9 protein-coding genes are annotated in these 13787 nt (G+C 57.0%); 8 read left to right on the top strand and 1 reads right to left on the bottom strand.

From position 1 onward, the window contains the following. The first annotated feature begins 12 nt into the window (after window positions 1-12). The 7 genes from tssM to GTU76_RS03145 are packed head-to-tail and all read left to right on the top strand — an operon-like array spanning window position 13 to window position 11931. The gene (tssM, locus tag GTU76_RS03175) at window positions 13-3552 is read left to right on the top strand and encodes a type VI secretion system membrane subunit TssM (RefSeq protein ID WP_180698058.1); all 3540 of its coding nucleotides are present in this window, start codon (window positions 13-15) and stop codon (window positions 3550-3552) included. After that, entirely contained in the window at window positions 3552-4280 is a 729-nt protein-coding gene (locus tag GTU76_RS03170) for a PP2C family protein-serine/threonine phosphatase (RefSeq protein WP_007920303.1), read from the top strand. Before tssM ends, GTU76_RS03170 begins: the two co-directional genes overlap by 1 nt. Beyond that, entirely contained in the window at window positions 4277-5278 is a 1002-nt protein-coding gene (locus GTU76_RS03165) for a serine/threonine-protein kinase (protein WP_180698057.1), read from the top strand. Before GTU76_RS03170 ends, GTU76_RS03165 begins: the two co-directional genes overlap by 4 nt. A gap of 28 nt (window positions 5279-5306) precedes the next feature. Next, window positions 5307-7355 (top strand): type VI secretion system Vgr family protein, encoded by a 2049-nt coding sequence (locus tag GTU76_RS03160; RefSeq protein WP_180698056.1) that lies wholly within the window; start codon window positions 5307-5309, stop codon window positions 7353-7355. Between the two features lie 5 nt (window positions 7356-7360). Further along, window positions 7361-8380 carry a tetratricopeptide repeat protein gene (locus tag GTU76_RS03155; RefSeq protein ID WP_026000654.1) on the top strand — a complete coding sequence of 340 codons (1020 nt, stop codon included), beginning with the start codon at window positions 7361-7363 and terminating at the stop codon, window positions 8378-8380. Window positions 8381-8396: 16 nt separating this feature from the next. Then, on the top strand, window positions 8397-11432 hold the full coding sequence (locus GTU76_RS03150; RefSeq protein WP_180698055.1) for a hypothetical protein: 3036 nt from the start codon (window positions 8397-8399) through the stop codon (window positions 11430-11432). After that, complete coding sequence (locus GTU76_RS03145) at window positions 11422-11931, top strand: hypothetical protein (protein WP_180698054.1); 510 nt, start codon at window positions 11422-11424, stop codon at window positions 11929-11931. The genes GTU76_RS03150 and GTU76_RS03145 overlap by 11 nt, the downstream gene beginning before the upstream one ends. A 173-nt stretch (window positions 11932-12104) precedes the next feature. Here GTU76_RS03145 and GTU76_RS03140 read toward each other — a convergent pair whose 3' ends face one another. Then, the gene (locus tag GTU76_RS03140; protein WP_157786313.1) at window positions 12105-12377 is read right to left on the bottom strand and encodes a hypothetical protein; all 273 of its coding nucleotides are present in this window, start codon (window positions 12375-12377) and stop codon (window positions 12105-12107) included. 11 nt (window positions 12378-12388) lie between these two features. Here GTU76_RS03140 and GTU76_RS03135 point away from each other — a divergent pair, with 11 nt between their 5' ends. Then, entirely contained in the window at window positions 12389-13753 is a 1365-nt protein-coding gene (locus GTU76_RS03135) for a lysozyme inhibitor LprI family protein (protein WP_180698053.1), read from the top strand. Window positions 13754-13787: the final 34 nt, after the last annotated feature.

The following is a 13787-nucleotide window of genomic DNA, read 5'->3' as shown; positions in this document are numbered from 1 at the left end:
CAGGGACGTGTGATGAAAAAGTTTTTCAAGAAAGTCGGCGCCTTCCTGCGCCAGACCTGGGTCTGGACCTTGTTGCTGGTGCTGTTCGTGGCGCTGCTGGTGTGGTTCGTCGGCCCGTTGTTGGCGGTTGATGACTACAAGTTCTGGGAGAGCTCGACCTCGCGCTTGCTGACCATCGCTGTGCTGTTCCTGATCTGGGGCCTGACCATGGTCTTCGTCAGCTGGCGCAGCGGTATCCGCAAGAAAGCCGAGGAAGAAAGCGAGGATGGCCAGGACCGCATTCGCCGCGAAGAGCTGATCGACGAAGAACAGAAGGAGTTGAAGGCGCGCTTCAAAGACGCGCTGAAAACCCTGAAGACGTCGAGCCTGTATCGCGGCCGCAGCGAGCGCTGGCGCAGCGACTTGCCGTGGTACCTGCTGATCGGTCCGCAGGCCTCGGGCAAAACCAGTCTGCTGGACTTCTCCGGTCTGGAATTCCCGATCAACAAGATCGACCGCAAGCTGACCCGCGACACCCTCGGCACCCGTCATTGCGACTGGTACTTCGCCGACCACGGTGTGCTGATCGACACCGCCGGTCGTTACACCACGCAACCGGATGTGGAAGTCGACGGCGGTGCCTGGACGACATTGCTGGAGCTGCTGCGCAAGCGTCGTCGCGGGCGTCCGTTGAACGGCGTGCTGGTGACCATTCCGGTGGAAACCCTGCTCGGCGGCAGTGAGCAGGACATCGACACCCTCGCGCGCCAGATTCGCGGCCGTCTGCAAGACGTGCATCAGAAACTGCATGTCGACGTACCGGTCTATCTGGTCCTGAGCAAGGCTGACAAGCTGCTCGGCTTCGACGAGTTCTTCGATCAACTGACCCGCGAAGAAAGCGATCAAGTGCTCGGCACCAGTTTTCGCAAGGATCAGGTCGGCACCGACGTCGCTGTGTTGCGCAATGAGTTCGAAGAACTGCTGCGTCGCCTCAACAGCCAAGTGATCATGCGCATGCACTCCGAGCGCGACACTCAGCGCCGTGGCCGCATCCTCGACTTCCCGCATCAACTCGGGCAGATCGGCGAGCGCCTGTGCCTGTTCGTCGACATGGCGTTCACTGGCAACCGTTATCAGCGTGCCACGCAACTGCGTGGTTTCTACCTGACCAGCGCGCCGCACCTGACCCAAGAGATGGATGCGACCACCGCCGGCATCGGCGCCAGCCTCGGCATGAGCGCCGGCGTGCTGCCGACCCTGCGCAGCGGTCGCTCGCGGTTCATCCATCATTTGTTCAGCCAGGTGATTTTCCCCGAATCCGACTTGGCCGGTCTGGACAAGCGCGAACGCAGCCGTATTCATTGGGGCCAACGTGCGTTGTACGTCGGCGCACTGGCGGCACTGGCACTGTTCGGCATGCTTTGGGCGGGCGGTTTCTCGGCCAACTATGAGCGTCTGGAAAACCTGCGCAATCTGGCGCAGAACTGGACGCAACAGCGCACAGCATTGTCGCCGCGTGATGACGCCATGGGCGTGCTGAAAACCCTCGACAGCAGCTACGCCGCAACCCAGGTGTTCCCGAAGAAGGGCGACGTTTCGTATCACGAACGTGGTGGTCTGTATCAGGGCGAAGACGTCAATCCAGTGGTCAAAGAGGCTTACGAGCGCGAGCTTGAAAAGCAACTGCTGCCACGGGTAGCGACCATGCTCGAAGGGCAGATCCGCGCCAACATGAAGGACCGCGACCGCCTGCTCAACAGCCTGCGCGCGTACCTGATGTTGAACATGAAGGACCGTCGCGATGCCGCATGGCTCAAGGACTGGGTCGCCACTGACTGGTCGACGCGCTACACCGGCAACACCGCGGTGCAGAACGGTTTGAGCGCGCATCTGGAGCGTCTGCTGAAGCAGCCGTTTATCTACCCGCTGAACGACCAACTGGTCACTCAGGCGCGTCAGGTCTTGCGCAGCGAATCGTTGGCCACGGTGGTTTACCGCATGCTCCGCGAGCAGGCGCGCAACCTGCCGGACTATCGCTTCAGCCAACACCTCGGCCCACAAGGTTCGCTGTTTATCGGCACCGAATACGTGATCCCGGGCTTCTACACGCAAACCGGTTATCAGCAGTATTTCTCGGTACAGGGTTCGGCGCTGGTCACCGACATCCTGCGTGACAACTGGGTGCTGGGCGAAGGCGCAGGCATCAGCGACATGGACTTGCGTCGTCTGATGGTCGAGCTGGAGCAGTTGTATTTCCGCGACTACGCCAACTACTGGAGCGAAGCCGTTGGCCAGGTTGCACTGCCGCCAATCAGCGATGCGGGTGAAGGCGCCGAGCAATTGGCGGGCCTGACCTCGGCCAACTCGCCGGTACTGGCCTTGCTCACCGAAGTGCGCGAGAACACGCGCTTCCAGGCGGCTGCAGACCCTGTCGAAGAAGCTGGCGACGCTGCTGATGCGCTGGCCGGGCAGAAGGGCAAACTGGGTAAAGTCGGCAAACTTGCCGCCGCCGCAGCGGACAAGGCTTCGGCCCTGAACGTGGCGAAGACCCTGCCGGACACCGCGAAGAAGTCGCTGCAACGCCGCTTCGAACCGCTGCATCGCTTGCTCGATGACAACAACGGCCCGGCGGCGGACCTCACGCCTGCGCTGAGCGCGCTCAACGACCTGCAACTGCAACTGGCCGGCCTGGCCCGTTCCAGCACGCCGGAACAAGCCGCGTTCGAAATGGCGAAAACCCGCATGAGCGGCCAGCGTGATGCGCTGACCAACCTGCGCAATGCGTCCAGCCGTCTGCCGCGTCCGCTCAGCGTGTGGTTCAACGTGCTGGCCGAAGACTCGTGGCGTTTGGTGCTCAACGATGCTTACCAATACCTGAACGGCCGTTATCAGAACGAGCTGTACAGCGTGTATGGCAAAACCATCAGCAAGCGTTATCCGTTCAGCGCCAGCAGCACCAGCGACGTGGCGATCAGCGATTTCCGCGAGTTCTTCCGCGCGCAAGGCACCGTCGACCGCTTCTTCGACAGCTACCTGCGTCCGTTCGTCAGCGGCGATCCTGGCAACTACCGCATGCGCAGTGTCGATGGTCACAGCCTGCCGGTATCGAAGATGTATCTCGACCAGATGGCGGCGGCACTGACGATTCGTCAGAGCTTCTTCTCGATCAACCCGGCCGAGCCGACCGTGCAGTTCAAACTGGAGCCGTACACCCTCGATCCGGCGGTCAGCCGTTCCGAGTTCAAGTTCGGCGACAAGACCATGGAATACCGCCACGGTCCGATCCTGCCAATGTCGTTCAAATGGCCGACCGACGCTGAAGACGGTCGCACCAGTCTGGTCATGGACAAAATGGCCGGTCGCCCGATCGGCATCGAGAAGAACTCCGGCCCTTGGTCGCTGTTCCGCCTGTTCGACCTGATGCAGACCGAGTACCTGAGCGGTCGCGACGTGCTGGTGCTGAAAGCCGACGTAGGTGGCCTGCGCGCCAACTACCTGCTGACCAGCCAGCGCACGCCGAACCCGTTCGACATGGGCGTACTGCGCACCTTCCGTATGCCGGTGCAGCTCTGATGCTGGTGGCCAGTGCCTGGCGCAGCGCGGCGCGTACCGACCCGGGCAAGGTGCGGGCGCGCAACGAAGATGCTTTCCTCGACTCGCCACAGCAGGGGCTGTGGGTGGTCGCGGACGGCATGGGCGGTCATCAGGGTGGCGACATTGCCAGCCAGTTGATCGTCGCCAGCCTGGCTGAACTGCCGCAACACGAGGACTTCGACGAACGCCTCAAAGCCATTCGCCAGTGCCTGCACTGGCTGAACCGGCGTTTGGGGCAGGAGTTGACGGTCACCGCCGGACGTCACGACAGCATCATGGGCAGCACCGTCGTGGCGCTGCTGGTGGAAGGCAATCGCGCGGCCTGCATCTGGGCCGGCGACAGCCGTTGTTACATGTGGCGTGGGCAGCGGCTGTATCAGCTGTCCAAGGACCATTCGCTGCAACAGCAATTGATCGACGAACAGCAAATGAGCGTCGAACAAGCGGCAGCGCACCCGGCGGCTCAGGCGTTGACCCGAGCTGTTGGTGCGGCCGAAACACTGACCCTGGACGTCCTCGAACTCGAGGTCTATCCGGGCGATGCGTTTTTGCTCTGCAGCGATGGTTTGTATCAGGGCCTGAGCAGCGATGCCCTCGGCAACGCCCTCAGCCTCAGCGCGCCGCACGTGGCGCTGGAACGTTTGTTCGACGGCGCCCTGCGTGGCGCCGCGCGCGACAACCTGACAGCCGTGGTGATCCGCCAATGACTGAAATCGAATCCTCAGTCGACGACTTGCTGATGAGCGAAGAACAGGCCAACAACCTGACCTACTTCGCCTTCGCCAAGGAGAACAAGGCAGAACCTTTGCTGGCGCCGACCAAGGCCAGCATCGGTGCACTGCCGGACGTACTCGCCGGTCGCTACCACCTCGAGCGTCTGCTCGGGGCGGGTGGCATGGGCGCCGTTTACCGGGCGCGGGATCTGCTGCACGAACAGTTCGGTGATCCCGATCCTTACATCGCGCTGAAAATCCTCAGCGAAGAATTTGCCGAATCGCCGGACGCCAGTGCCTTGCTCTACAGCGAGTTCGCCCTGACCCGACGCCTGCGCCACGACAACGTCGTGCGTGCGCACACCTTTGAAGTCGACACCGACTGCCAGCGGGCCTTCATCACCATGGAATACATGCGTGGCCTGACCCTGGACAAATTGCTCTGCGAGCGGCCCCTCGGCCTGCCGTGGCAAGAACTGCGCGACATCGTCCTGCCGCTGCTCGACACGCTGGCCTACGCCCACGGTCGCGGCGTGCTGCACGGTGACATGAAACCGAGCAACGTCATGCTCAGCGAAGACGGCTTGCGCCTCTTTGACTTCGGCCTCGGTCAGGCAGAGGAGGGCGTGATGCCCGGCCTGCCGCACCTGAGCCGCGAGCGCTTCAACGCCTGGACCCCGGGCTACGCCGCCCCCGAACTGCTTGAGGGCCAACAGTTGTCGGCCAGCGCGGACGTGTACGGCGTGGCCTGCGTGATCTACGAACTGGCGGGCGGTAAACACCCGTTCCGCCGCTTGCCCTCGACTCAGGCCCGCGACGAGCACCTGGAGCGCGAACTGCAAGCACCGGCGAACTTACCGAAACACGGCTGGCCAGCGCTGCGAACCGCGCTGAGCTTCAACCCGGCAGAACGCGGCATCACTGCCCAACAATTGCGTGACGCCTTGGGCGCCACTTCGTCCTGGCTGCAACGGTTGCGACTTCGGGCCTAACGGATGACATTCGAACAGGGAGCACTTTATGTTCAACCCAGCTAACGAAACCCACTTCAGCCTCAAAGTGGAAGACTACGTCGGCGACCTGCAAGTGCTGTCGTTCACCGGCACCGAAGGTATCAGCCAGCCGTATCGTTTCGACTTGGAATTGGTCAGCGAAAACCCGGATCTGGACCTCGAACAACTGCTGCACAAGCAAGCGTTTCTCGCGTTCGATCCACAAGGCTCGGGCATCCACGGCCAGATCTACCGTGTTGCCCAAGGCGATGCCGGCAAGCGCCTGACCCGCTACAAAGTGTCGATGGTGCCGCAACTGCAATACCTGCATCACCGCACCAACCAGCGCATCTACCAGCAGATGTCAGCGCCGAAAATCATCGCGCTGATCCTCGAAGAGCACGGCATCAAGGGCAACGCCTACAGCTTCCAGCTCAGCCAGCCGTGCCCGGATCGCGACTACTGCGTGCAGTACGACGAAACCGACCTGCATTTCGTCCAGCGCCTGTGCGAAGAGGAAGGCATTCACTACCACTTCCAGCACAGCGACAAAGGCCACCTGCTGGTGTTCGGCGACGACCAGACCGTGTTCCCCGATCTCGGCCAGCCAACTGCGTACGTGCAAGGCAGCGGCATGGTCGCCGAAGAACCGGTAATCAAAGGCTTCAAACTGCGCCTGGAAACCCGCACCAGCCGCACCACGCGCCGCGACTACGACTTCGAAAAACCGCGCCTGCAAATGGAAGCCGCCTACAAACCCGAAGGCGCTCTCGATAGCAAAGACGCCGAGCCGGATCTCGAAGACTACGACTACCCGGGCCGCTTCATCGATCGCGCCCGTGGCAAGTTCCTCAGCCAGCGCGCCCTCGAACGCCACCGCGCCGACTACCGCCAGGCCGAAGGTCGCGGCGACCAGACCAAACTGGTCAGCGGCCACTTCATGGCCATGTCCGACCACCCGCGCAGCGAGTGGAACGACCTGTGGCTGCTCACCGAAATTTTCCATGAAGGCAAACAGCCGCAAGTCCTCGAAGAAGGCGTGACCAGCGACACCACCGACAACAAGGACGACTTCCACCAAGGCTACCGCAACACCTTCCTCGCCACCCCGTGGGACGTGTTCTACCGCCCGGCCCTCGAACACCCGAAACCGCGCGTCCTCGGCAGCCAAACCGCCATGGTCACCGGCCCCAAAGGCGAAGAAATCCACTGCGACCAGTACGGCCGCATTAAAGTCCAGTTCCACTGGGACCGCGAAGGCCTCGCCGACGACAAAACCAGCTGCTGGCTGCGCGTCTCCAGCTCCTGGGCCGGCGACCGCTACGGCGCCATCAGCATCCCGCGCATCGGCATGGAAGTCCTCGTCACCTTCCTCGAAGGCGACCCCGACCAGCCCCTCGTCACCGGCTGCCTGTACCACAAGGAAAACCCTGTGCCGTACGCCTTACCGGCGAACAAGACTCGCAGCGTGTTCAAAACCCTCAGCTCACCGGGTGGCGGTGGGTACAACGAACTGCGCATCGAAGACAAGAAAGGTGCGGAGCAGATCTACATTCATGCCCAGCGTGATTGGGATGAAAACGTTGAGCATGACCAGAAGATTCGGGTCGGCAATGAACGTCACGACACGGTGGTGAAGAACACTTACACCGAGCTGAAGGCTGAAGAACACCGCACCACGATCTCTGATCGCAAGATTGAAGCGAAGCTGGATGATCACCTGACGATTGGGCAGAACCAACACGTCAAACTCGGCACGGCGCAGCTGACCAGTGTGGGGAAAGAGATTCACCTCAAGGCTGGGGACAAGATTGTTATTGAGGCGGGGACAGAGCTGACCATCCTTGGGGGTGGGAGCTTTATCAAGCTTGATGGCGGTGGGGTGACGGTGGTTGGGCCGGTGATCAAGATCAATGCCGGGGGCTCGGCTGGCTCCGGCACGGGGATCGGGATTAAACCGCCGGTGCTGCCGGGGGCGGCGGATAAGGATAAGGCGGGGAGTTTGATGGATCAGGCGTTGGGGAATGCGGTGTCTGAGAAGGTTAAGCCGAAGGCTTTTTTTGTGTTTTCCGAGTGATCGACATGAATGGTGTTTTGAAGAAGAGCAATGGCATCGCGATAGCGGTTTTCACCGCGTCGCTGTTGAGCCTGTTTCATGGCAGCGCTTATGCGGATGAATGTCCGTCCGAGGACTTTTCCCAGTTTCTGCCGGCGTTTTCTGCGAATGCCGAAACTCAGCAGCGGTTGACTGCGATGACGGTGAAGTCGCTGGTGTTGAAACCCGAAGGAGAGGGGCGGACTCTTGAGCCGCAAACGACGGAGATCAACAGTTCCACATTGGTGTTTCCGCTGATGGCACCTTTAGCCACAGACAAGACAGACGGGGTTGAAGTCGAAACAATCGACGACAGTCACGTCAACGTTGTGGACAAGCGAGCGGGTAACAGCAACATCAAGATTTTCAATTTTTCTCGTCAGGCATGCTGGGTACTCGAGGGCGTCGAGAACTGGTCGATCAATGATAAAGACCTTGTTGAAGCGACCACGCCGACCCTGAGTACCGCCGAGAACTTTTGCTATCAGCGTGCGCGAACTTACGGGCGCCTTGGTGGCCTGGACAAATACTCCCTGACCGGAGAACTCTTTGAAGCAGCATTGGAAAACTACCTGTGTGCAGCAGCTTCCGGCGATCCTCAGGCAAGTCTCAGTGCTGCCAGTCTGAGTCTTTCCGGAATGGCTTCTCAATTGGAAACAGAGAAGGTCGAAGCCCTGTTCAAGGCCGCCGCTACTACTCTGGCAAGCGGAGCTTCTGCATTGTCCACATTCTATTGCTATGGCAATGACACAGACCCCGAGGGCCCTTGTCAGCATCCTGAAGAAGCAGAAAGGGAATTGATTCGCGCCGCATCGATGGGCTCTTCCGATGCTCAAAATAAACTGGGTGATACGTTCGAGACCGGAAGATTGGTAACCAAGGATGCCTCCAGAGCACTGGATTGCTATCGCTTGGCCGCCAGTAAAGGAAATGCCATCGCCCTGAGTAATTTAACCAGATTGAAATCGCAAACCGCTGACGCCACAGAAACCAGCCATTGCTATTGATTTGCAGGATGCAGAAATGACAGAACCATTAGATTTAACGGGTAATTACGAAAACCGTGGCTACGTGTACAAGATGGGTGGCGATGGCATAAAAACAAATGCGGCCGGTAATAAATTAATCGACTGCTCGCACATGGTTAATTTGTTGCTGACGGGGGCTGGCTACAAAATCCCGTATCAAGATACCCGTGTAATGGTGGATTCCACTTACTACACAACCGTGGTGCCACCCGACGTCAAGAAAGGTGATATCGCTCTTTGGATTAATGAAGATCCGCTGGGTGGTGGGGATAAGTTATTTCATACCGGTATTGTTGTTGACGTTAATCCCACCGGTACTGCAGGCAAGTTCTTCGGCGCGCAGACGAGGAAAGGGCCATCATTTACTTATTTTGGCACTAAAGATCCGGCCTTCTACTGGCCGATTCCTACAAAGTTTCTCAGGGCTAAAGAAGAGTATAGAACCGGCGCAGCGGAACAACCTACCCCTGCCCCCGCTCCTGCACCGACGCCTGCTGGACCGGAGCCTGTTCTAAACTTTCAATTCCCCATAAGAAAGGCTGATGGGAAACAGTTCGACAGTGCCAATGAACTGTATACCGCCATCGAAAATGAGACCTCAGGTCAATACCTTTTGGGTAGCTATAACTTTTGGCACGGTGGCATTCATATTAGCAATGCCAGTGCATCCTACTGTGTGAAAGACGAGCCCGTACGATGCATGGCGGATGGTGTGGTTGTAGCCTATCGCCTCAACGAAGATTATTTACAGTCGGAGTACGCTGGAGATAAACCGGCCAAGCTTAAATACTCTAATTCTTTCTGCCTGGTTCGGCATGACTACAAGTCGCCCGCTAACCCGGAAGAGGGCCCGAACAAAGGGAAACAAAATAAGCTGGTATTTTTCAGTCTTTATATGCACTTGATGCCCTATAAAGGCTATTTGCCTACAGAGGAGGAGTTGGGTAAGCCGAAGATAAAGTTCACGGTGGGAGATTTTACTGCCCGCAGTGATTCTGAGGAAGGTCCGGAATGCGTGAAGTATGGGCTGATTTCTGCGGGCTCTGTCTTTGAAGTTCTAGAAGAAAAGCTTGCCAGCAACGGTATCACTTATGCCCGAGGTAAGTTGTTAAGTGGCAAGGTGCCTAACAGGAAGTTAGGGGAAGAATCTTGGTTTGCTTATAAGAAAGACGGTGTGGCAGTCAAGAATAAAAAAGACACCGCGATCTGGAGCGCAATATTACCGCCGGAACGAACCCGGCCAGGCTATTGGAAAGGGCTGGTTAAGGCTCGTGTCAGCGCCCCGAACGGATTGCCGTTGTTCGCAGCGCCCAAAGCTGTTGCTAACGGTGAAAGTGCTGGTGAACCGCTGGGAGAAATGGCCCTCTGTTTGAACAGTGAAATTAAATTCGACGGTACCAAAGTATTTAATCTGAAGGTTGGAAGTTCTCTGGTTCGGATGGCTGAGTGCACCTGCCTGTCTGGCGGTTTGAGAGGCGCAGGGACGGCTCCGTCAACATTCTGGGCGAGCGTCGAAGATATCGGTAACGCTCGGATGGTCACGTGGGCCGAAGTCACACCTGCCGAATTCGATAAGGTAATTGCTTGCGAAGCAGCGATAAAAGCAGGCCATCCAATAGGGTTTTTAGGCTTGCAGGAGAACCTCGGGAAAGTTGAGGGTTCAATCTCTAGCAAATATCACGCTCATATTGAGATATTCACCAGTGATACGGGTCTCGATAAATTCTTGCAGAATGAAGCAGCCCTGAAAATTGGCATGAGTTACCTGAATCTGCCGGCGGGCACGGTATTTGCCAGTAAGGCGTCCACGGGACAGCCCGCGACCCTTGAGTCCAAACATATAGTTCCTATGGGATCGGTTTCTGTGTTCAAAGACTCAAAAGGGGTTGAGTGGTATGAGCCGACCGTTACAGAGAAAGATAAAAAGCTGACGGGCCTGATAAAAAAGGCAGATGTTACCTTTACGTCTTCAGGTGCTCAGTTGATATCTCAACATGATTGGGCAAAGTTGGGATATGCAGTTGTCAAAGAGGGCGATGAGAATTCAGATGGTTTTCTTGATCCGGACTCGATGCCGCCTTTTTTCAAGGAGCTCCATGCGAAACTCGACGCTTTGGGTGACAAAGATGGTGAAGTTACCTCCGCGGACTTGAACTCGGCATTGAAGAATGTGGAGTTCCGGGATAAATGGACAAAGTTGATTGCTTACCACCCCACCGAGTGGCAGGCGAAGTCTTCCGAGCCCAAGTGGAGTCGTCTTGATCAACTGCTCGCTGAGTCGCCAAAGTTACTGGAACATGAAAAAGAGCGGATTGACAAGCTTGTTTTTTGGGATGAGCTGGCGGGTGCGTTACAGATGCCTCTTCCGAAACAGGTCTATCATTTTCACCCGATTGCGTTCGTCAATAATTTCATGAAGTTTGCGGTGCCTGGAAAAGGTTGGGCGCACAGTGCGTTTGCCAATTTGCTCGCGAGCGTTGAGTCGAATAATGATTACACGGCTTACAACAGGACCAAGGGTGGACTGAAAGCGTTTTATAAAACTGATTTGACTACGTTGACCATCGCTGAACTACAGCAGAAACAGAAGGATCGGGATATTTTTGCGGCGGGTCGCTATCAAATGGTTCCTGATACGATCAATGGTGCTGTGAAAAAGCTCGAACTTGCTTCCACGCTTAAGTTTGACGAAGAGACTCAGGACAAGATTTTTGAGGAATACTTGATAAAAGTTAAGCGCAAGGCATTCATCCAGTATCTGGAAGGCGATGGCGACGTCGAAAAAGCTGCCTATGCCTGGGCCTTGGAATTCGCCTCGGCAGGTGTAAGAAAGGGCAAGACCATTAGCCCGGTGCCGAAGAAAGATGAGCACGGAAACATCGAAATGAAAGACGGCAAACCGGTGATGCTCGCGAGGGTCGCCAGCTTTGAGGGACAGTCGTATTATGCGGGCGACGGTCTCAATACCGCTCACATTTTGCCGGCTGACATGGTTCGTGTTCTCGAGGAGTCAAAAAACAATGGCAAGTAAGTTATCAGCGTCCCGCTTGTTTTGGCTGGGCGCGCTTTTTCTCTTCTCGTGTTTTGCCAAGGCCGATGTGCCTCGGTTCGAAAACTATAAAGTCGACGAGGTTTTTAAGGGTCAACAGCACGATGCTGTTGCCAGTGATGAAAATAAAAGCTGGGCTGAGGGGCGTAAAAAAGCCATCAAGCAACCGGTAAGTTTTGCAGGCCATTATGTTGTTTACGCAAACGGCTGTGGCGGCGGGTCTATCTGTGGCGAAATTCTTGACGTGAAAACGGGGCAGGTTGTTACGTCCTTTCCTAATGCCTACTACATCATCGGAAATGACGGTACCGCACCCTACGCGGCCGTCTACAAGCCAGACAGCAAATTGCTCGAGATTATGGGTGTAGCGGCCGATCCGGAAGTGGATGTAGAGGGTAACGACCTCGAGGAGGGTAACCGGCAGCGCTTCTACGAGTTCGATGGCAAGAAGCTCACTCTGATCGAACTTGTCGATCAGTAAATTTGGTTTATTCCAAGGGGAAAGGTGACGGATGTGCCTCTGGCTAAGTCCGCACCTCCCCTTTCTCCAGCGTGTTCATTTCCTGCCTTGTCGCCATCGACTATCCCTGATGTTGCAACGACCCGTTTGCACTCCTGGGATTCCGGGCGCAGGTGGGAGTAGGGCGGGTAAATTCAGTTCAACCCTTTAGCGGCATCACTAATCGGTCTGACTTGGACGATGCCTGCCTTAGCTGAAACCACCACATTGAGTCCCGTCAACGGTGTCGACACGAAATCAGCCCCAAATCCGGCACGTTTGAAGAGTTGCAGCCGGACTGCGGCGATGGCTTCGTTAACCTGCGCGTCGACAAAAAACGTAAGACGTTGCTCAGCACTTACTGGGGCATGAACGGACCAGATCAATGCATCACCCGATTCACCAAACGCAAAACCTGAATGACTCAAGGAAGAACAACGTGAAACGTTTTGTTTTTACTCTGCTGGCCGTGCTACTGCCGGCTTCAGCCGCCTACGCGCAGGACGACTGCCGCAATGTCACCTCAAGCCTGGAAATGGTGCCCTGCTCGGAGGCGTCGAAGAAGGCTGCCGATGCGCAGTTGAATGTCAGCTACAAGCAGTTAATGACGCGGCTTGAATCTGACTATCGAGCAGATCCGGCATTGGGCGCGGAGTACGCAGCGAACGTCAAAGAGTCGCAACGTGCGTGGTTGAAATTGCGCGATGCGAACTGCCCTTTGGAGGCATTCGAAATCGAGACGGGGATGCCGGCGCATGTGTTCGCTGTCAACTCGTGCATCGCCAGAATGAGTCATGAGCGTTCGGCGTATCTGGACAAGATCGTCCCTGCTCTTGCTTCCGATAAGAGCACTTCAACGGCGCCAGCCAGCGGCGCTTGTCCTTCGGAGGAGTTCCCTGTTTTCCTGACTGCGTTTTCCGCCAACAGCGAATCACAACGCCGTCTCACTGCAATGACGGTCAAGTCGCTGGTGTTGAAACCGGTGGCGGGAAAGGAACGTAGTACCTTTGAGCCTTCGACCTCGGGTGTCAGTGGAACAACGTTCACCTACCCGCTGATGGCCGCTATCACGCCCGGCAAAACACCTGGAGTTGAAATCGAAGAGGTCGATGATAGTCACGTCAACGTGGTGGATAAGCGAGCGGGCAACAGCAATGTGAAAATCTTCAACTTCTCTCGTCAGGCGTGCTGGGTGCTTGAGGGGATTGAGGATTGGTCGATCAGCGAGAAGGATCTTGTCGCAACAGATAACCCGGGAATGAGCCGCGCCGAGAACTTCTGTTATCAGCGTGCCGAAGCGCTAGGTGGGCTGGGGTTTCTTGAGCAATACCCGCTGACTGTGGAGTTGATTGAAGCGTCGCTGGAAAATTTTGTCTGTGCTGCGGAGTCGGGTGACGCACAGGCGAGCCTGTCGGCGGCAAGCCTGAGCCTTTCGCAAATGGCGTCTCAGTTGGAAACCCCGAAGGTTGAGGCGCTATTCAAAGCGGCCTCGAAAATACCGAGTGGCGCGTTGGCCTATGCCACGTTTCTTTGTTCAGGAAACTCCACTGACTATAACGGCCCTTGCCTCCATCCCGAGCAGGCAAAAGAGCAGGTTATTCGTGCTATTTCCATGGGCTCCGCTGATGCGATGAATTATCTGGCCTCGACCTTTGAAGGTGGCGAGTTTGGAACGAAGGATATGTCCCGGGCGTTAGCCTGTTATCAGATGGCGGCTGACAAAGGTAATCAGTTGGGCATCTTCAACGTGGGGCGATTGGGATCGACAGGCGCAGCACCGATCAAGGCCAGCCACTGCATCTGAAATGCCGGGTCATGTCTGATGCGTTTTCGCAGTC

Source organism: Pseudomonas crudilactis (assembly GCF_013433315.1).
GTDB classification, from domain to species: Bacteria; Pseudomonadota; Gammaproteobacteria; order Pseudomonadales; family Pseudomonadaceae; genus Aquipseudomonas; species Aquipseudomonas crudilactis.
The sequence above is the reverse complement of the archived record's forward strand: the minus strand, read 5'-3'. Positions and strand labels throughout refer to the sequence as shown.

Coding starts and splice junctions, on each gene's coding strand:
- tssM (WP_180698058.1), top strand. CDS start 13: ATGAAAAAGTTTTTCAAGAAAGTCGGCGCCTTCCTGCGCCAGACCTGG.
- GTU76_RS03170 (WP_007920303.1), top strand. CDS start 3,552: ATGCTGGTGGCCAGTGCCTGGCGCAGCGCGGCGCGTACCGACCCGGGC.
- GTU76_RS03165 (WP_180698057.1), top strand. CDS start 4,277: ATGACTGAAATCGAATCCTCAGTCGACGACTTGCTGATGAGCGAAGAA.
- GTU76_RS03160 (WP_180698056.1), top strand. CDS start 5,307: ATGTTCAACCCAGCTAACGAAACCCACTTCAGCCTCAAAGTGGAAGAC.
- GTU76_RS03155 (WP_026000654.1), top strand. CDS start 7,361: ATGAATGGTGTTTTGAAGAAGAGCAATGGCATCGCGATAGCGGTTTTC.
- GTU76_RS03150 (WP_180698055.1), top strand. CDS start 8,397: ATGACAGAACCATTAGATTTAACGGGTAATTACGAAAACCGTGGCTAC.
- GTU76_RS03145 (WP_180698054.1), top strand. CDS start 11,422: ATGGCAAGTAAGTTATCAGCGTCCCGCTTGTTTTGGCTGGGCGCGCTT.